The 19,689-nt window shown below is 46.7% G+C and carries 15 protein-coding genes and 5 tRNA genes; 7 read left to right on the top strand and 13 right to left on the bottom strand.

All coding sequences use genetic code 11. The features are described from left to right. Window positions 1-100 precede the first annotated feature (100 nt). The 6 genes from LSG34_RS01805 (at window position 101) to LSG34_RS01780 (ending at window position 8,014) form a co-directional block, all read left to right on the top strand. On the top strand, window positions 101-877 hold the full coding sequence (locus tag LSG34_RS01805; RefSeq protein WP_233007107.1) for a pseudouridine synthase: 777 nt from the start codon (window positions 101-103) through the stop codon (window positions 875-877). Window positions 878-890: 13 nt separating this feature from the next. Further along, on the top strand, window positions 891-2,684 hold the full coding sequence (locus tag LSG34_RS01800; protein WP_233007106.1) for a sensor histidine kinase: 1,794 nt from the start codon (window positions 891-893) through the stop codon (window positions 2,682-2,684). Then, window positions 2,685-4,067 carry a sigma-54-dependent transcriptional regulator gene (locus tag LSG34_RS01795; RefSeq protein ID WP_233007105.1) on the top strand — a complete coding sequence of 461 codons (1,383 nt, stop codon included), beginning with the start codon at window positions 2,685-2,687 and terminating at the stop codon, window positions 4,065-4,067. It begins immediately after the preceding gene. A 197-nt stretch (window positions 4,068-4,264) separates the two neighbouring features. Further along, window positions 4,265-5,602, top strand: a complete 1,338-nt coding sequence (locus tag LSG34_RS01790) for a dicarboxylate/amino acid:cation symporter (RefSeq protein WP_233007104.1) — start codon at window positions 4,265-4,267, stop codon at window positions 5,600-5,602. Further along, window positions 5,595-6,551, top strand: a complete 957-nt coding sequence (locus tag LSG34_RS01785) for a porin (protein ID WP_233007103.1) — start codon at window positions 5,595-5,597, stop codon at window positions 6,549-6,551. The genes LSG34_RS01790 and LSG34_RS01785 overlap by 8 nt, the downstream gene beginning before the upstream one ends. A 44-nt stretch (window positions 6,552-6,595) precedes the next feature. Continuing rightward, window positions 6,596-8,014, top strand: a complete 1,419-nt coding sequence (locus LSG34_RS01780) for an SLC13 family permease (RefSeq protein WP_269822741.1) — start codon at window positions 6,596-6,598, stop codon at window positions 8,012-8,014. Between the two features lie 135 nt (window positions 8,015-8,149). On the opposite strand, the gene LSG34_RS01775 is transcribed toward LSG34_RS01780, so the two are convergent. The 8 genes from LSG34_RS01775 to LSG34_RS01740 form a co-directional block, all read right to left on the bottom strand. Beyond that, window positions 8,150-8,225, bottom strand: a tRNA-Gly gene (locus LSG34_RS01775). A gap of 75 nt (window positions 8,226-8,300) precedes the next feature. Continuing rightward, window positions 8,301-8,387, bottom strand: a tRNA-Leu gene (locus LSG34_RS01770). Window positions 8,388-8,444: 57 nt separating this feature from the next. Continuing rightward, window positions 8,445-8,518, bottom strand: a tRNA-Cys gene (locus LSG34_RS01765). A 15-nt stretch (window positions 8,519-8,533) separates the two neighbouring features. Next, window positions 8,534-8,609, bottom strand: a tRNA-Gly gene (locus LSG34_RS01760). Between the two features lie 133 nt (window positions 8,610-8,742). Further along, complete coding sequence (gene pgsA, locus LSG34_RS01755) at window positions 8,743-9,285, bottom strand: CDP-diacylglycerol--glycerol-3-phosphate 3-phosphatidyltransferase (protein ID WP_147904704.1); 543 nt, start codon at window positions 9,283-9,285, stop codon at window positions 8,743-8,745. Window positions 9,286-9,315: 30 nt separating this feature from the next. Continuing rightward, window positions 9,316-11,130: an excinuclease ABC subunit UvrC gene (gene uvrC / locus LSG34_RS01750; RefSeq protein ID WP_233007101.1), complete on the bottom strand. Its 1,815-nt coding sequence runs from the start codon at window positions 11,128-11,130 to the stop codon at window positions 9,316-9,318. Window positions 11,131-11,154: 24 nt separating this feature from the next. Then, the gene (gene uvrY, locus LSG34_RS01745; protein WP_456300271.1) at window positions 11,155-11,790 is read right to left on the bottom strand and encodes a UvrY/SirA/GacA family response regulator transcription factor; all 636 of its coding nucleotides are present in this window, start codon (window positions 11,788-11,790) and stop codon (window positions 11,155-11,157) included. A 214-nt stretch (window positions 11,791-12,004) separates the two neighbouring features. Further along, window positions 12,005-12,095: transfer RNA gene (locus LSG34_RS01740), tRNA-Ser, on the bottom strand. A gap of 233 nt (window positions 12,096-12,328) precedes the next feature. On the opposite strand from LSG34_RS01740, the gene ansA reads away from it, so the two are divergent. Next, window positions 12,329-13,342, top strand: a complete 1,014-nt coding sequence (gene ansA / locus LSG34_RS01735; protein ID WP_127022729.1) for an asparaginase — start codon at window positions 12,329-12,331, stop codon at window positions 13,340-13,342. Window positions 13,343-13,406: 64 nt separating this feature from the next. Here ansA and LSG34_RS01730 read toward each other — a convergent pair whose 3' ends face one another. The 5 genes from LSG34_RS01730 to LSG34_RS01710 all read right to left on the bottom strand — a co-directional run bounded on the left by LSG34_RS01730 (window position 13,407) and on the right by LSG34_RS01710 (window position 19,662). Then, the gene (locus LSG34_RS01730) at window positions 13,407-16,103 is read right to left on the bottom strand and encodes a DUF349 domain-containing protein (RefSeq protein WP_233007099.1); all 2,697 of its coding nucleotides are present in this window, start codon (window positions 16,101-16,103) and stop codon (window positions 13,407-13,409) included. Continuing rightward, window positions 16,090-16,371, bottom strand: coding sequence for a YeaC family protein (locus LSG34_RS01725; protein ID WP_233007098.1), 282 nt, complete (start codon window positions 16,369-16,371; stop codon window positions 16,090-16,092). Before LSG34_RS01725 ends, LSG34_RS01730 begins: the two co-directional genes overlap by 14 nt. A 1-nt stretch (window position 16,372) precedes the next feature. Beyond that, window positions 16,373-16,699: a zinc ribbon domain-containing protein gene (locus LSG34_RS01720; RefSeq protein WP_233007097.1), complete on the bottom strand. Its 327-nt coding sequence runs from the start codon at window positions 16,697-16,699 to the stop codon at window positions 16,373-16,375. A 97-nt stretch (window positions 16,700-16,796) separates the two neighbouring features. Next, window positions 16,797-17,924 (bottom strand): M14 family metallopeptidase, encoded by a 1,128-nt coding sequence (locus LSG34_RS01715; RefSeq protein ID WP_233007096.1) that lies wholly within the window; start codon window positions 17,922-17,924, stop codon window positions 16,797-16,799. A 286-nt stretch (window positions 17,925-18,210) separates the two neighbouring features. Next, window positions 18,211-19,662 (bottom strand): glyceraldehyde-3-phosphate dehydrogenase, encoded by a 1,452-nt coding sequence (locus LSG34_RS01710; RefSeq protein ID WP_269822740.1) that lies wholly within the window; start codon window positions 19,660-19,662, stop codon window positions 18,211-18,213. Window positions 19,663-19,689: the final 27 nt, after the last annotated feature.

Below are 19,689 nucleotides of genomic sequence, written 5' to 3'. Positions count from 1 at the left end.
AGACCTCGTCAGTTTTCTGCTCTAAAATAAACGCCAGCCTTGCCCCTGATGCGTTGTGCACCTAAACTATCGTCCTTTTTCAACTGCCGGGTGTCATGCTGTGGACCAAACTACATTGTTTCGTTTAAATAAATTTATTAGTGACACAGGTTTTTGTTCACGCCGTGAAGCCGATAAGCTGATTGAACAAGGTCTGGTGACTGTGAACAGTCAGGTGGGTACGCTCGGCACCAAAGTATCAGAACAGGATCAGGTGCTGATACAAGGCAAGCCGCTGAAAGCCAAACCACGCCGGGTTTATCTGGCCTACCATAAAGCTGTGGGTATTACCTGCACCACTGAGCTGGATGTCAAAGGCAATATCATCGATGCCATGGGCTATCCTGAACGTATTTTCCCTATAGGTCGTCTGGATAAAGAATCTGAAGGCCTGATCTTTCTGACCAACGACGGTGACATAGTTAATAAAATTCTGCGTGCTGGCAACGAGCATGAAAAAGAATATGTAGTCACGGTCGACAAGCCTATTACAGAGCAGTTTCTGCGCAAGATGGCCTCTGGTGTGCCTATCCTTGAGACTATTACTTTGCCTTGTCAGGTTAAACAAATTTCCCGCCAAACCTTTAATATCATTTTGACTCAGGGCCTGAACCGTCAGATTCGCCGTATGACGGAGTTTTTAGGCTTTAACGTCACTAAATTAAAGCGGGTTCGCATTATGAATGTACGCCTTGCTGAGTTAAAAACAGGTCAGTACCGTGAACTGACCCAGTCTGAAATGGCGGAGTTGGAATCTAAACTATTAAGTTCAAGTAAAACGGAAGAAGCTTCGGTTTTGGCCGCACCAAAGGCCACCACAGCTCAAAGACACAGCTAATGAGCAAAGACGAATGAGTAAACAGCTGCGCTGGTTCTTGCTGCTTTGTGGTTATCTGCTGGTATTGCTACTGGCTGCCTCTGCTGCTCAGCACTGGAACTATCGCCAGCTTGCAGTCAAAGCTCAGCATCAAAGTGACAACCTTGCTGCATTTATTCGTTATGAAATAGGCCGCTACGCAGACTTACCAAAGCAGATCGCGAATTCCGGCTTGCTGCAGTCGCTATTACAAGAGCTGCCGGATAGTGCAGATCAGCTGAATCAATATTTATTTCAATTGCAACGAAGTGCCGATGTCGCTGATTTATATCTGGTGAATCCATCAGGCATAGTCATAGCCAGCTCCAATGCCAACGGAAGAATTTATTATCTGGGCCGTGATTTTGGTTTCAGGCCTTATGTCCAGGATGCGTTGGCTGGTCAGGATGCACAGTATTACGCTTTGGGCCATACCAGCGAACGCCGGGGTTATTACTACAGCGTGCCTGTTCGTATCAAAGGACAGATCCTGGCTGTGATGGTAGCCAAAGTGGATTTGGAACCCATAGAGCAGCATCAGCAACAAATTGCAGGTTTAGCCGATAGCCACTTTATGGTGACTGGGCAAAGTGATGAGGTGTTTTTGTCTGATGTGCCAGAGTGGCGCTTAACCAGTCTTACCGGCAAGCCACTAAGCGCGCAAGAGCAACAGCGTTACATCACTCAGGCGATAGAACCTATGCACTATGCTGTGAGTTCCGCCTTGCTTGCACCTGCCTATCCGCTGTGGCGTTTACCTATTGAAAATAAAACTCTGAGCTTTTTACCTTACCAGCGTACCTTGCCAGAGTTTGGCTGGACCTTAACAGTACTGGCCTCTCCTGCCCCACAACAATCGGCCTTGTGGTCAGCCTTGTTGTTAGTAACTTTAGTTTATAGCTCTGCCTTATTGGCGATTTGGGTGCGGCGCGAGCGGAAAAAACGTCATCTGCAGTTGCTGCAACACAATCAGCAACTGGAACAAAGGGTGATAGCCCGTACTAAAGATTTGGCAGAAACCAACAGGCAGCTTATACGCCAGATTGAACGGCGTGAGCAAACTGAAAGCGAACTGGCACAAACCGAACAACATCTGGTACAAACGGCTAAACTCGCGACCATTGGCGCTTTGTCTGCTTCACTGAATCATGAATTAAATCAGCCGCTAACGGCGTTGCAAAGCTACGCACAAACCACAGAAAAGCTGATCGACAAAGGTTATCTGGATGACGCCAAGACCAATATCCAGGCGATGCGACAATTAATGCAGCGCTTAAGTGTGATAGTGGCGCAGTTTAAAGATTTCAGCCGTAAAAGCTCTGGCAAAAACCAACTGGTGCAGGTTAATAAACTGGTGCTGGACGCGCTGGGTATAGTGAAACACCAGTGTCAGCAGCAAGGGGTAAAAGTGCGACTGCAACTGCCTGAACAGTCCCCTTTGGTTTTGGCGGACAGTATTCAGCTGGAGCAAGTGCTGGTGAATATTCTGACCAATGGCGTGCAGGCCATGGCAGGACAAGCAGATGCAGCCTTTCATATAGCGGTCAGAACACAAGCACAACAAGTCAGCATTCATATCCGTGATCAGGGCCCTGGTATAGAACCTCATCATTTAGAGCGCATTTTTGAGGCTTTTTTTAGCACCAAACAACGGGACGGTCTTGGTTTAGGCCTTTCCATCTCCCAACGTATAGTGCAATCTTTTGGTGGTCAGCTTGAGGTGCGTAACGCGCCACAAGGTGGAGCTGAGTTTATTATCGTGCTTTTGATAGCGACAACGGGGTCTTAAATGGCAAACATAGAGCAGCAGCTTCCAGCTATTATTTTTATTGACGATGAAGCCGATATTCGAAGCGCAGTCAGTCAGCTGTTTAAACTGGAAGAGTTGCCTTGTGTCACCACAGCCAACCCCGGAGAAGTCCTAAGTCGCATCAATACAGGATTCAGCGGCATCGTCATTACCGATATGCATATGCCAGCTCTAAACGGCCTGGAATTGTTGCAGAAAATTCATGCCATTGACGCTGAAATCCCTGTCGTGATGCTGACAGGTTATGGCGCTGTATCTCTGGCGGTAAAAGCGATGCAGCAAGGCGCCTATGATTTTCTGGAAAAACCCTTTGATAATGATCATCTGGTGGAGGTCAGCCGCCGTGCTTTGGAAAAACGTTCTTTAGTACTTGAAAACCGTCAGTTAAAAGCAGCAGTCGAACGGGAACAGCAACCAGGTTTACGGATCTTAGGGCAAAGCCCTGCTATGCAGCAGCTGCGTCGCACTTTGGATGCGGTGATCAATGCCCCTGCTGATGTACTGATTTATGGTGAAACCGGCACAGGAAAAGAGCTGGTCGCCCGTTATCTACATGAACAAAGTGACAGACGTCAGCACAATTTTGTCGCCATTAACTGTGGTGCCATTCCTGAGCAGTTGATTGAAAGTGAGTTATTTGGCGCCGAAGCAGGCGCTTTTACCGGAGCCGACAAAAAACGTATTGGTAAGTTTGAGTTTGCCAACGGTGGTACTTTGCTGCTGGATGAAATAGAAAGCACGCCTCTGTCTTTACAGGTCAAACTGCTAAGGGTTTTGGAAGAACGTAAAGTCACCCGCTTGGGTTCAAACCAGGCCATAGAGTTGGATATCAGGGTGATAGCAGCCAGTAAAGCAGATTTAAAACAGCTGGCAAGTACAGGGGAGTTTCGCAGCGACTTGTATTACCGCTTGTCTCTGGTGGATTTACACCTGCCCGCTTTGCGTCAGCGTAAAGACGATGTGTTTTTACTATTTTCGCATTTTGCCCGCATTGCTGCAGCGCGTTTTCATAAAGAATATATTCCATTACAAAGTGTAGAGTTGCAGCAATTAGCCCAGCACCAATGGCCTGGCAACGTGCGTGAGCTACGTAATATGGCCGAGCGTTATGTCTTGATGGGTGCTGACATTGCGTTTAACCAACAGCCACATAAAGCCGAACATGGCATCACCGGCAGCATGAGTTTGCAACAGCGGGTTGAGTATTATGAAAAAATGCTGCTTGAAGAGGCCTTAAACCAGCACAAAGGTGCCATTAAAGCTGTGATGACCGAGTTGGATTTACCCCGCAAGACCTTGTACGACAAAATGGCGAAATACCAACTGACCCGCCGCGATTTTCTGGACAAAAACGAAGACTAATCAACACCTTGTGCGGATTTGGTGACAGAGCTCATTTTACTTTGTGCGGAAATCCACACAAGCTTTCACCACCTCCCAAAATAAAGCGCATAACCAACTGTATTTAAAAGATATTTCTGAGATCAAAAAGCTGGCTTCCTCTTTGCTATTGACTGTCTGACAGGGAGATTTTCTCCATAATCAGAGAGACAATAACAATGAAAAATAAAGCTATAAAGCTGTTATCCAGCCTTTATATCCAGGTGTTAGTCGCCATCAGTATAGGTATCTTTTTAGGTCATTTTTACCCGGAGCTTGGCACCGCCATGCAGCCGCTGGGCACAGCTTTTATCAAGCTGATTAAAATGATTATCGCGCCCATTATCTTTTGTACCGTAGTTGTGGGTATAGCCGGTATGGAAGATATGAAAAAAGTCGGGAAAACAGGTGGTTACGCCCTACTCTATTTTGAAATTGTCTCTACCATAGCTCTGGTTATAGGTTTAGTGGTGATTAATGTCGTCAAACCTGGTGTGGGCATGCATATAGATCCAGCCAGTCTGGACCAGCAATCCATCAGTAAATACACAGCTCCTGATCAGATGCAAAGCACCACAGACTTTTTACTGAACGTGATCCCAAGCAGCGTATTTGATGCCTTTGCCCGTGGCGACATGCTGCAAGTACTGTTTTTCTCCATTTTGTTTGGTTTTGCGCTGCAGCGTTTAGGCGGCCGGCAGAATCTGATTTTTGGTTATGTGGAAAAAAGCTCTGAAGTATTATTTGCCATAGTGCATATGCTGATGAAAGTCGCCCCTATCGGAGCTTTTGGTGCCATGGCCTTTACCATAGGTAAATACGGTATAGCGACTTTATGGTCCCTGGCTGGTTTAATGGCGACCTTCTACATCACTTGCCTGCTGTTTATTTTTGTTGTGCTGGGCTCAATTTGCCGCTACCACGGTTTTTCGATCACCAAGTTTATCCGCTATATCAAAGAAGAGTTGCTGATCGTATTAGGCACATCGTCTTCTGAATCTGTACTGCCACGTATGATGGCTAAACTCGAAAGGCTGGGAGCCACTAAATCCACAGTAGGTTTAGTGATCCCAACAGGTTATTCCTTTAACCTCGACGGCACAGCTATTTATCTGACCATGGCGGCAGTGTTTATCGCTCAGGCGACAGATACGCCTATGGATTTAACTCAGCAACTGACTCTGCTGGCCGTGTTATTAGTGACCTCTAAAGGCGCAGCTGGCGTGACCGGCAGCGGTTTTATTGTATTAGCTGCAACTTTAGCTTCGGTAGGCTCGGTGCCTGTAGCTGGTATAGCTTTGATTTTAGGTATAGACAGATTTATGTCTGAAGCGCGGGCCTTAACCAACTTAATTGGTAACGGTGTGGCGACTTTAGTGGTATCAAAATGGTGTGGTGAATTGGACACAGCACAGCTGGACAGAGAACTTGCCCAAGGCGCAACGCCGCAACATAGTGCTACTGCTGCGACAACACCAGCTACAACTGCTGCAACAGTGGAGGTGCAACATGGTTAAGTCGTATTTATCCGCCGCCATTTGTACCACTCTGGCTTTTAGCCCTGCTGCCAGCGCCTTTGAATGGGATTGGTACGGTAAACTTGAATTACAGGCTCTGGATGTAGAAAAGGGCTTGTATCGTTATGCCGATGAGGGTCGCCAGATTGAGGCACCCTTCTCTCGTTTAGGTGTCAAAGCCAAACATCAATTGACCGATGGGCTGGCTGTTATCGCAGTCTATGAGTGGCAGGTCAATGGCCTGGACGATGCCAACAGAGATCACAGACTGGGTTCACGTAATACCTATATTGGTGTTGCCGGCACTTATGGCGAACTGGTGTTTGGTAAAAACGACACCAGGTTTAAAAAGTCTGAAGGCAAAATCGATTTGTTTAACGAAACAGTGGCCGATATTGCTCAAATTACACCGGGTCAGGACAGGTTGGAAAATGTGATTGGCTACCAGTCACCAATGATTGAAGGTTTTAACTTTTCCGCCACCTATCAAACGGGAGCCAGCGACGAGGTTGCAGGTGGTTATGATTGGGTGCTGGGATATGGCGACCCTGCATTAAAAAAATATCCACTTTATCTGGCCTATGGCCGAACGGACGAACTGAATAACATCACAGCAGAACGTTTGTTAGCTCAAATGCCTTTGTGGCAACTGGACGGCGCGGTACTTGCTGCAGGCTTGATGTATCAACACAGTGAACATGTGGTACGCAACATAGAGGGCGATGCATGGCTGGCTCAATTGAGCTATCAGCGCGGCGACTGGACTTACAAATGGCAATGGCAAAAGGATGACAGCCAAACCCGCCACGCCGAAAACGCGCGTCTGAATAACATTGGATTGGATTATCAATGGCGAAACAATTTGACGGCTTACCTGCTTCTGTCCAAACTCAATTTCGAAACCGACAACGATCATGCGGCCGCTTTAGGCCTTAAGTTTTTGTTCTGATCACGCCGGAGCTTAGCTCCGGTTTCTTTTAGTAAGGATTGTCTATGTCACCAATTACCAGCCGCTTACTTCTGCTCTGCGGTCCCTTATTACTCTTACTGACTATTTTTTTACCCCCTCCGGCTACTGAAATGAGCCAGGCAGCATGGATGGTTACAGGCTTAATGGCCTGGATGGTGCTTTGGTGGATCACCGAAATTGTACCTATCCCTGTCACCTCTTTGCTGCCTATGATATTTATTCCTCTGTTGGGTATAGATAAACTTGACGCAGCAACATCCCCTTATGCTCATCCGTTGATCTTTTTATTTTTCGGTGGTTTTTTCCTGTCTATTGCGATGGAAAAAACCAATTTGCACAGGAGAATTGCGCTAAAAGCACTGTCATTAGTCGGGACTTCACCTGGCCTGCAAGTCGCAGCCTTGATGGGCGTCACTGCTTTTTTATCGATGTGGATGTCCAACACCGCCACATCCGTGATGATGCTGCCTATCGGCTTATCTATTATTGCCATGGCGAATGCGTCAACCCAGGATCAGTTTGGTAAAGCGGTTTTATTGGGTATTGCCTACAGTGCCAGTATCGGCGGTATTGCAACTCTCATTGGTACACCTCCTAATGCTTTACTGGCTGCTTATCTATCGAAAAGTTATGGCATTCAAATCAGCTTTGCAGACTGGATGATATTGGGTGTTCCGTTGGCGCTGACCATGCTTGTAGTTTGTTGGTTGTGGCTGACTAAAATCCATTTCCGTATGCCTGCAACTGACTCAGGCCAAAATGACACTCCAGCCCAGTTAAAAGCATTAGGCCTGATGTCTCGTTCACAAAAGTTGGTGCTTATGGTGTTTGCACTGGCAGCATTAAGCTGGATCAGCCAGCAGTGGTTAGTGAAATGGACTGGACTGCCCATCAGCGACACTGTCATAGCGCTTTGTGCCGCCGCACTATTGTTTTTATTGCCGGGAGAAAAAGGTTCTGGCACTGCCTTGTTGGAATGGAAGGACAGTCAGAATGTGCCTTGGGGCGTGTTATTACTGTTTGGTGGTGGTTTGAGTATGGCGGATCAGATCCAAAAAACCGGTGTGGCGGAACTCTTGGCGCAACAACTTCAGTTATTGGAGGGCGTGCCACCTATCCTGCTGTTGGTAGCAGTTACCAGTCTGATTATCTTCCTGACTGAGGTAACCAGCAATACAGCAACGGCCGCAGCCTTCCTGCCATTATTAGGCCCTGTGGCTGTCTCTATGGAGTTATCACCACTGTATTTGGTTGTGCCAGCAGCATTAGCCGCCAGCTTCGCCTTTATGCTGCCAGTGGCCACACCGCCAAACGCTATAGTGTTCGCGTCAGGTAAGTTGCAGATTAAAGATATGGTCAGAGCCGGCTTGGTGCTGAATCTGGTCGGTATAGTGGCGATTAGCTTGTTTAGTCTGTGGTTAGGGCCACAGTTGGTCAGCTAAGCGCTCGACTAAACCTACTAAAAAGCGGCTCTGGCCGCTTTTTTTGTATCACCACTCTGAATCCAAATCGCAGAGAATATTTCTAAGATATTCTGAAACGAAAAAAGCAGCCTGAAGGCTGCTTTTTTCTGAATTTGGAGCGGGCAACGAGGCTCGAACTCGTGACCTCGACCTTGGCAAGGTCGCGCTCTACCAACTGAGCTATGCCCGCTTAGGCATTTTGCAGATAACAACCTGCTTTGGTATTTAATGTTTTTCAGCTTATCTCAACATATTGCTGTTGAGATGGTGCCCGGGGCCGGACTTGAACCGGCACGCCCTTTCGAGCGAGGGATTTTAAATCCCTTGTGTCTACCGATTTCACCACCCGGGCAAACACTTTTCAATTTTGTATTACAGCCAACAGCATCTAACCAAGTACAACGTTAAATGGAGGCGGGTCCCGGAGTCGAACCGAGGTGGACGGATTTGCAATCCGCTGCATGGCCATTCTGCCAACCCGCCATCTGGCGTACGACTTGGAGCGGGCAACGAGGCTCGAACTCGTGACCTCGACCTTGGCAAGGTCGCGCTCTACCAACTGAGCTATGCCCGCTTTTTACTGGCCATTCGCCGTAACACGAGACGCATTCTACTGGTTTATGCTTTTACGTCAACCACAAATTTATGCTTTTAAATTCGTTTGCTCAAAAAGTAGCTTCACTGCTGTTTTTGCAAACTTTTTCCGCTTATTTACTCAGCGCTGGCCAGGATGCTTTCAGATAAACCAACATAGACCAGACAGTCAATAAAGTGGCTATATACAGCAATGCCATACTTAAATCGGTCAGCCAGCCCACAGGTTGCCAAATTAAGCCAATTAAAGCCAACATCTGAGCTGCTGTTTTGTATTTGCCTACTTCTGATACAGCGACCTGAGCGCGCTGACCTACCCCAGCCATCCATTCACGTAAGGCTGAAATTAAAATCTCGCGGCTAATCATAATAAAAGCCGGAATAGTCACCCACAAGGTTTGCATATCCACAGCAATCAGTACTAAAGCTGCTGCGACCATCAATTTGTCTGCGACCGGATCTAAAAAAGCGCCAAAAGGAGTCATCAGCTGCATCTTACGGGCTAAATAACCATCTAACATGTCAGTGATAGCGGCAAACCAAAAGGCAAAAGCGGCAAAAAAACGGGCGTGTTCCAGTTCAGAGTAGAAGCAGAATAAACAAACCGGGATCAAACACAATCGGAACAGAGTTAACAGATTTGGAATATTCCACATAACACTACTTCTCAAAGTCGGCACAAATTTTTAGTTATTGTGACATGCCTGGTAAATCTTTTCGGCCTGTTGCCTGGAAATTCCCGGTACTGTCGCGAGTTCGTCCACAGAAGCCTGCATCACGCCATGCAAACCTCCGAGGTATTGTAACAAAGCTTGTCGGCGTTTCTCACCTACTCCGTCGATATTTTCTAATGGGCTTTTAATAATGGCTTTACCGCGTTTATTGCGATGGCCGGTGATAGCAAAACGGTGTGCTTCGTCGCGGATTTGCTGAATTAAATGCAAAGCCGGTGATTCTGAGGCAAGAGAAAAACCTGCAGGGTTGTCCGGTAAAATTAAAGTTTCAAGACCAGGTTTACGACTGGTGCCTTTGGCAACCCCGACCAATAAGGGTCTTTTCGCAAAAGGCCAGTCACTGAAAAAGTTAATCGCCTGAGTCAACTGCCCCTGGCCACCGTCTATTAAAATCAAATCCGGGATACGACTTTCATCGGTGAGTTTGCCGTAGCGCTTATTTAACGCGAACAACATAGCGGCATAATCATCACCGGGCGTAATGCCTTCGACATTAAAACGACGGTATTCGCTTTTATTTGGGCCATGACCGTCAAATACGACGCAGGAGGCAATAGTCGACTGGCCCATGGTATGACTGATGTCAAAACATTCCATCCGCTCTAACAACTCAAGCTTCAGCGTTTGTTTCAGCTCTCGGTAACGCACTGCCACCTGCTCTTTAACGGACAGCTTAGTGGCAGCAGCCAGCTGAGCATTTTTTTGCGCTAAGGCTAAATAACGAGCTTTTTCGCCGCGTTTAGCATAGACAAAACTGACTTTACGTTGCGCTAATTCACCAATGGCCTGAGCCAGTTGTTCGTCATCAGCTACCTGCTCGCTTAAAACCAGTTCTTTTGGCACCATTTGGCCACCGGCACCACTTAAATAAAACTGAGCTAAAAAGGACGGCAAAATTTCTTCAGGTTCAGAACCTGCCGGCACTTTAGGGAAAAAGTTTTTACTGCCCAGAACCTTATGATCACGAATAAAAAGCACATGAATACAAGCCACACCATGCGACCACTCCAGAGCTATCACATCCATCTCTTCGTGATCACCACTGACGTATTGCTGTTCCTGTACTTTGCGCAAGCTGACGATTTGATCGCGAAACTGCGCTGCTTTTTCAAAGGCCATCTCGCTGCTGGCTTTTTCCATTTGCTGCACCAGTTGCTCAATCAACTGCTGGCTTTTGCCGGATAAAAATAACGAGGTATTTTTCACTTCAGCTGCATAATCTTCGTCAGAGATTTTGCCAACACAAGGCGCTGAGCAGAGTTTTAACTGGTATTGCAAACAAGGCCGGGTGCGGGCGCGGTAAAAGCCGTCTTCACACTGGCGGATAGGAAATACTTTTTGCAGCAGCTTTAAACTTTCCCACACAGCGCCTGCGCTTGGATAAGGACCAAAATACTGCCCCTCCACTTTCCGAGGTCCACGGTGCGAACTGATACGCGGGTGTTTATGATTGGTGATCAAAATAAAAGGGTAAGATTTATCGTCCCTAAGCAGAATATTGTATTTCGGCAGGTACTGCTTAATCAGATTATTTTCTAAAATCAGCGCTTCAGTTTCACTTTGTGTGACCGTAATTTCTACGCTGCGAATATGGCTGACCAAAGCGCGGGTTTTGCTACCGGACACATTCTGGCGGAAATAACTGGATAAGCGTTTTTTCAGATCTTTGGCTTTACCGACATAAATGACGGTTTCTTTCTGATCCAGCATACGATACACGCCCGGCATATGGGGCGCGGTTTTCAGGAAGCTTTTGGCGTCAAACATCGGTATTAAACATCATGGAGGCAGTTATAACTTCGCAATGTCGATCATGCCGTGGCGCAAAGCTAAATGAGTCAACTCGACATCACCGCTGATATCCAGTTTTTCAAACATACGATAGCGGTAGGAATTGACCGTTTTGGCGCTGACATTCAACTGTTCAGCTATGTCGTTGACCTTCTGACCACGGGTGATCATCAACATAATCTGCATTTCACGGTCAGATAGCTCTTCAAAAGGATTCTGGTTACTGCTGGTCACGCGGCTCATCGCCATCTTTTGTGCGACTTCACCTGAGATATAACGCTCGCCTGCATGTACTTTACGTATTGCGCTGACCATTTCTGAGGGGGCGGCATTTTTCGAAATAAAACCTGCGGCACCGAGTTGCATTACTTTGGTAGGAACAGGCTCTTCACAAGAGACAGATAACGCCAGAACCTTAATCTCAGGACAATAATGTAATATACGTTTGGTCGCGGTCATACCGCCCATACCAGGCATATTCATATCCATCAGCACCACATCTGGTGTCTGGGCGCGACAAAACTGGATGGCAGCTTCACCGGAAATAGCTTCACCTATGACCTTGATGCCACGTTCGTCCATTAGTATACGACTGATGCCGGTACGAACCAGCTCGTGATCATCCACCAATAACACATTAATCAATTTGATCTCTCCGGGCCAAGGTCAACTACTCCAGTCTAGCTGGATTCTGTCTGAGCATAAAGCAGAGACAGGATAAAGCTCAAGCACTTCATCAACGAATGCGATAAGTAACACAAATTTGTTGGGGATAACACAGAAAAAACTTATAAACCAATAAGATAGGAAAATTGCAGGCATAAAAAAACCACCTTGATGGTGGTTTTAATGGCGGAGGGGGAGAGATTCGAACTCTCGGAAGGCTATTAACCTTCGCCGGTTTTCAAGACCGGTGCATTAAACCGCTCTGCCACCCCTCCGCGTTGGACGCCATATTAGGGGTGTCGCCTTTTTTTGTAAAGTGCTTTTCTATCGCTTTTAATCCGTTTGCTCAGCATTTGTGCAAAGTGATTACTTTTTGCTAATTTTCTGCGCTCTTACATGCAAAAAATAACGAAATAACTGTATGCCCACAGATTAAACCGAACAAAACCTGACAGCTCTGCCGCCGTTGATTACAATAGCACCACAACAGATCAGGACTTTCTCTGTCATGAATAAAAAACGAATTTATGTCGCCTACACAGGCGGAACTATAGGTATGCAGCAATCGAGTAATGGTTTTGTGCCAGTGCCTGGCTTTTTATCCGATACCGTTAAAAGCATGCCGGAGTTTTACCGCTCAGAAATGCCGGAATTTGATATCCACGAATACCACCCTGTGATTGACTCCTCCGATATGACACCAGCGCATTGGCTGGAAATTGCCACTGATATTCAAAGCCATTATGCAGACTACGATGGTTTTGTTGTACTGCATGGCACTGATACCATGGCTTACACCGCCTCTGCTTTGTCCTTTATGCTGGAAGACCTGGCAAAACCTGTGATAGTGACGGGCTCACAAATTCCATTGGCGCAATTACGCTCTGACGGCCAGGTAAATTTACTCAATGCCCTCTATTTAGCGGCCTATTATCCTATCGCTGAAGTCGCGTTATTTTTTAATAATAAACTTTTTCGTGGAAACCGGGCTACAAAAGCTGATGCAGATGGGTTTGATGCTTTTGCATCTCCGAACTTTTCACCGTTGATTGAAGCTGGTATTCATATCAATTTAATTTCCGGTCATCTGGCCTCGACTGCCGTGACCAAAGCCTTAAAAATCGCACAAATCACACCTCAGCCTATTAGTGTGGTGACGCTGTATCCTGGCATAAGCGCTGAAGTGATTAAAAATATGGCGGCCGCCCCTATCAAGGCGTTGATCATTAAATCCTATGGTGTAGGCAATGCGCCACAGCAACCAGAACTGCTGGAGGCTCTGACTGAAGCCTCTAAGCGCGGCACTATTATTGTCAACTGTACCCAGTGTTTTAAAGGCAAGGTCAATATGGGGGGATATGCCACAGGCAATGCCCTGCGAGCTTGTGGTGTGATCAGTGGTTACGATATGACACTGGAAGCCACCTTAACCAAACTGCATTATTTACTGAGCCAGCCTTTAAGCACTGAGCAAGTGCGGCTCTTTATGCAACAAAGTTTGCGTGGTGAGTTAACGCTTTAAAAGTACTGTATCGCGGATGTAAAAAAGCCAGCGTACGCTGGCTTTTTCATAGTCTGTATTTGCCTTACGCAAATACAGCTTTTAAACGTAGTACTAAGCCCTGCTCTTCTGCTTTCACAGCACCAAAACTTAACCAGCGTTTTAATAAAGCGTCAACCGTCAGGCTGGTGCCGGAATTGTGTTTATCCGACAACAACTGCAGTTGCACTTGTGCTTTATCTGCGGCGACACAGTCTTTTCCACTAATTAGTTCAATAGCAGTAGTGAGCTGAGCCCGGGTCAGCTGCGACTCATTGCCTTTAGCGAAGTCTTCACGAAAACGCACAGGAATAGCGTCAGCTGTCACATCAGCTTGTTCAAGTGCAGCAAACAATTGCTGATAACTGGCATTAAAAGCAGACTGCTCCAATGTCTCCAGCTTCTGCTGTACTTGTGCTAACAACTGCTGCTTTTGCTGCGATAAAACAGATTTAGCTGGCAGATCCAGCGCTTTTAAGGCGCTATGGGCAGCATGCAGTTCTGACGCAGTGGCTGCTTGTGCACACTGTGTTGCAACTTCAGCAAACTGAGTTTCAGCTTGTTGCTGCTGCTCAGCCCATTGCTGATCTTGCTGTTGTTTTGCTGCGGTTTTATTGGCGAAAATTCGATCGCAGACGATACGGAATTCTGACCAGAGTTGCTGGTCAGTTTTGCCGGCAAAACCAATCTGTTTCCAGTCTTGCTGCAGCTTTTTAGCGCCAGCCACTGCTTCATCAACTGATAGTGTCAGCAACTGTTGGGCTTTTTGAATCAGCTGTTGTTTTTCCGCTAAATTCTGTTCATGTTGACCACGAACCCGACTTTTTAGCTGATCAACCAGAGTTTTAAACTGGGCCGAAAGCTCTTTATAAAGACCAGATTCTGTTGGACCACTTTCCCGCCAGCTTTTTTGTAATCTGGTCAACTGGCTATCAAAGCTCTTGTCTAAAGGCTGCTCCAATAACGCAGTTAAATCCGCCAGAATCTGCTGTTTAATCAACGCATTTTGTTTACGTTGCTCGTCCTGAGCTGCGAAATAATCACGGCAAGGTGCAAAAGCTTGCTCACAAGCCAGATTAAAGGCCTGGTTCAAATCTGCCTCTAAAGCTTCATCGGCACGACCTAAGGTCTGCCAGTTCGCTCGGGCTAACTTCACCTGTTCAGCACGCTCTGGCGCTGATACATCAGTGGCTACAGCCAGAGCTTGCATTTGAGCGACTAATTCTTGCTTACGAGGTGTGGCGATGTAGTTTTGTAACTCATTCAGGTGCTGCAGTTGCTGCTCTGCAGCCTGATAGTCTTTGCTGAGTTGTTGCTGCTGAGCCGGGGTTAATTCGGCGTAACTTTGTTGGATACCTTTAAACAGGCCAAACAATACTTTATAACGCCCTGCTTCATACAAACGACGGAATTCAGCAAGTTTTGAGCGCAGTGACTTCAGATCTTTTTCGGCCTGGCCGGCAAAACCAGTCATCACGGCTTGCCACTGGGCATTTAATTGCTGCTGAGCCTCCGCCAGACTGTCTGGCAACATAGCGCCTAAGGTCTTGCGGCCTTTGCTCCATTCCTGCTGCCATTGCTGATATTTAGCTTCGATATGCTGAAACTGGGTTGCATCTGCCGGGACAGTTGCAACAGACCAGTCAGCCAACAAGCGTGTTAATTTGAATAACTGTTCAGCCTGAGCTGGTAACTGCTGCAATTGACGCTCAAAAGCTGTCAGTGCTTTTTGCAGACTGGCTTTTACTGCAGAGGCTAAATCACTTTGTGAGACTTGCTGTAGCAAAGTCGCAACTTCTGCAGCCAATGGATCAGTTTCATCCAGCCGTCCTTCGGACATCAGCTGGGATAACTGTTGTTGTAAAGCCTGCAATTTGGTTTCAAACTCTTGTTGCTGCTGTTTCAGCGCGGAAATTTTTTGTTGTTGAGCCAGTTGCAGTTGCTGCTCTTTTACCAAAGGTGCCCATGCGGCTTCGGTCAATAATTTGATTTTGTTATATTTTTGCGTCAGTTCAGCAGCATCATCCAGCAGAGCCAAATCGGACTGTGCGGCATCCCATTCTTGCTGGTACTGCAGCCATTTTTGCTGCATCTGAACTAAATCACCGCGCTCACGCACCGCATTTAATTTTGCCAACAGCAGGTTAACCACTTTTCGCACCTGAACAGGTTTGTCCTTGGCTTCTTGCTGTTGTCGCAACTGCTGCTTTAACTCGCTTGCTAAAGGTTCAGCCAGTTGTTTGCTCAGTTTTTCTAACTGCTTTGGTTCTGTGATTAAAGCAAGTAGCTGACGTTTTTGCTCCAGACTCAGCAGGTCTTGCTGCAAATTGGTCAGGATCAGATCTGTCTTTTTCAGGCGCATAATCAGTGAGAAACGGATATCAGCGTCTGTTTCGGTTTGGGCTAACTTTTCTAAAATGCTACTTCTGTGACATTCTTCAATAAACTGACGCTTCAAAGGTGCTGAAATACGATTTTCCAGCACCATCTGCACCAGTTGAGTTTCAGCATAGTGTTTTAAGCGTTCAGCGTTGTCTTGTTTACTGGCTTGCCACCATAAGGAAAACTCATTGAGTTTTTCCAGTGCAGCACGACGCACAGCCTCGTGGCCATCATTAAAGGCCAGTTCGTGCAAAATTTCTTTGTGCTGGGCATCCACATTTAACCCGGCAATCGCCTGTTGCCGCACTGCAGCATCTTTATGTTGCCATTTCGGCGCAAACCAACGTTTAAAGATCATCATGCGCAAACCTTGCTATCGAAGAGTCCTGAGGGAATTGTTTTTTCATTTCAGCTTTGGATTTAACCACCATCTGACCATCCGCTCCTATAGTGTAAGGCTCGGTGGATTTAAGTACATAAGCCTGATAGGCCATCACCAGTTGCTGAGTGTGAGCTTTTTGCATATCGGAAAGTGCAACACCATCAGCCCAACGGCCGGTCGCTACAGTTTCGAGGAGTGACTGGTAGGTATCAGGCGACATCGCCAGCACAAGAGCTTTAAAATCCATACTAATTTTTTCGCTTCAGATAAATCAGACGAGCACGGGCATAGATATACCAAAGGAAACCCAAAGCTATCATGCCTTTGGAGACAATGGCTTCATAGCCATCCGGTTCCAGTGCCCAAAAATACAGAAAACAGAAGCCAGCCAAAAACAGAATCAATGCCAGCATGGATTGGTTTAACGCGCCTTGCATCTTTTTATCTCTAGCTTCTATGGCTAAATGATGCTTTCTTTCCGCTGACATACCGGTTAAATCCAACTGACAATGCTGACAGCTCTGACTTTTATCCGAAATCTTTTTAGCACAACGTGGGCAGGAAATAATTGCCATAGTAAAACCCTCTAAAAGTTATGGCGCACTATAAAGCAAAAGAACAAGTTTGCAAGCCAGCTAAGGCTGACCTGCATTATCAACGGATACGGATGATTTAACGCAGTTGATCAACTACAGCAAGCACTGCAACTAAGCTATCTTGCCCAAGTTTCATCGACCGAACATCAGACCAGCCATAATCTAAATCCGGTAAATTGGCGTTGTCTTTGAATGGCATTTCAAGGGTGTAAGACAAGCACTTAAACTGTTCGGCAACCCAGGTAGAAGCAATGGTCAGATTTGCTTTGCCCGGCTCGTCCAGCTCATAACCAAATTCAGTCTGGAATTCCGGGGTCACGACCAACAACGCATTTTTAAAAGCGGTTTCTAATTGCTGCATTTTGGCATTGTATGAAGGCACGCCTTCAGAGCCTGCGACAAAGTTATAAGGCAGGTTTTCATCACCATGCACGTCCAGCAGCATATCAACGCCAGTTTCCAGCATCTGCTGGCGTACTAAATACACTTCAGGGCTTTTTTCCATGCTTGGCGTTTGCCATTCACGGTTTAAATTCACACCAGCGGCGTTGGTACGTAAATGACCACGCACGCTGCCATCCGGATTCATATTTGGCACTATGTAAAATACTGCTTTTTCTAACAAAGTACGGGACACACCATCGTCTTCGTCCAGCAGTCTGTCTAACAGGCCTTCAACAAACCATTCAGCCATAGACTCGCCCGGGTGTTGACGTGCGGTGATCCAGATTTTTTTCTTGCCATCAGCAGGCTCACCGACCACCAGCATGCTCATATCACGGCCATCCAGGGTTTCACCCAGCTCAACGATTTGAGCCATACCAGAGCTTTGTGCTGAATGTAACAAGTCCATATGACGTTCGTAGCTGTACGGCGCAAAATAAGCAAAATACACAGATTCAGCTTCAGGGTAATGGGTGATCACCAGCTCGTCATTGACCAACTGGGTTTCTACTCTGAACCAATTTTCACGGTCATAGGATGCAACGGCCTGATAACCTTTCCAGCCGTCCGGGTAGGCAGAATCTTTCACATTAACGATACGAATAGTATGAGGTTCGGCACTTTGAGAATGTAAACGGAAATGGAACCATTGGTAGAAATCAGAGTTGTGGTCTTTACGGATCGCCAGCTGAATATCAGCAGGATGTTCGGCTTTGATCACGTCAATATTACCGCTGTCAAAATTACAGGTAATTTTCATAACATATCCACTTGGTTAGGTAACAGATGCTGCATTAACTTGCAGTCTTAACGGACCGGCATCATACCACTATCCCCTTCGTACTTGAAGCCGCAGCTTTGTTGACTGCGCGCTCTATATCAGTTGTTTCGGGACGGGCGCGGATAAACCGTGCCCCTACTGGTCGCCTCCCTGCAACTGAAATTACTTTGGGTATCACTGCTTGATTCTTTAGCCGAGGCTACAGATTTGGCCCGCTTAAATAACAAAAAAGGCCGCACTGAGGCGGCCTGTTCGACTTCATTTGTTATTTGCTGATAGGCAAGGTTGGGTATTTAATTCCGGCCATTTCGTTCATCACACGAATCACCTGAGTGCTGTAACCAAACTCGTTGTCGTACCATACGTACAATACGCAGCGGTCGTCCTGCACAATGGTGGCCTGAGAATCGACCACACCGGCGTAACGTGAACCTACTAAATCACTGGATACAATCTCAGTCGAACTGGTGAAATCGATCTGATCCTGCAGCTCGGAAAACAGTGCTACTTTTTGCAAATAGTTATTTAGCTCTTCGCGGTTGGTTTCTTTGTTCAAATTCAGCGACAAAATCGCCATAGACACGTTAGGTGTTGGCACCCGGATTGCGTTGCCTGTCAGTTTGCCTTTTAGTTCTGGCAAGGCCTTAGCAACTGCGCTGGCAGCACCTGTTGAAGTGATGACCATATTCAAAGGTGCTGCACGACCACGGCGCTCGGCTTTGTGGTAGTTGTCTATTAAGTTCTGATCGTTGGTGTACGAATGCACAGTCTCAACGTGACCGTTTTTAATACCGTACTCATCGTTCAGTGCTTTTAATACCGGCGTAATGGCATTGGTGGTGCAACTGGCCGCTGATACTATGCGGTCTTCAGGCTGGATCATGCTGTGGTTCACACCGTACACCACGTTATGTACGTCGCCTTTGGCCGGAGCTGTCAGCAATACTTTAGCTGCCCCTTTGGATTTAAAGTGAATAGATAACTCTTTGTCATCTTTCCAAATCCCGGTGTTATCTACCACCAGTGCATCGTGAATGCCATATTGGGTGTAATCCACCAGTTCAGGTGAGTCGGCATAAATGACTTTGATAAAAGTACCGTTGGCTTTAATGCCGACGTTTTCTTCATCCACTGTGATGCTGCCGTTAAATGGGCCATGGATAGAATCGCGGCGCAGCAGGCTGGCACGTTTCTCTAAATCACCTTTGCGTCCACCACGTACGACTATGGCGCGTAAACGCAACTTGCTGCTTGGGCCTGAACGCTCCAGCATCAGGCGTGCTAAAAGGCGACCGATACGACCAAAGCCATAAAGCACCACATCCACAGGCTTTATTTGATCGTCACGATGTAATATTTCAGACAGCTGATTATCTAAATACTGCTGTAAAGTTTGGCCTTCACCCGCATTTTTGTACAGATAGGCAAAAGCAAGTTTACCAATATCGACGCGGCCTGGCGCCAGATCCATAGTGGATATCGCTTCTAATAACGGGAAACTTTCTCTTAAGCGTAATTTCTGATGCTCAAAACGTTCGACTGTTTTATGAGCTTTAATGATGTCAATTGTTGTCGCATTTACCAGAGGACGGCCATAAACCACAACTTCAATGCCTTTATTACGATACAAGCGACCTATGATTGGTTGCATGTTTTCAGCGTATTCCTGACGTTCCTGCCAGCTGCGTTGATACTGTTCTTCGTGTGATAGAGTCATGGTTTCGCCTTTTACGTCTTGTAGGTT

The organism is Rheinheimera faecalis (assembly GCF_021290965.1).
GTDB classification, from domain to species: domain Bacteria; phylum Pseudomonadota; class Gammaproteobacteria; order Enterobacterales; family Alteromonadaceae; genus Pararheinheimera; species Pararheinheimera faecalis.
This window is presented reverse-complemented; position numbering and strand designations above follow the sequence as displayed.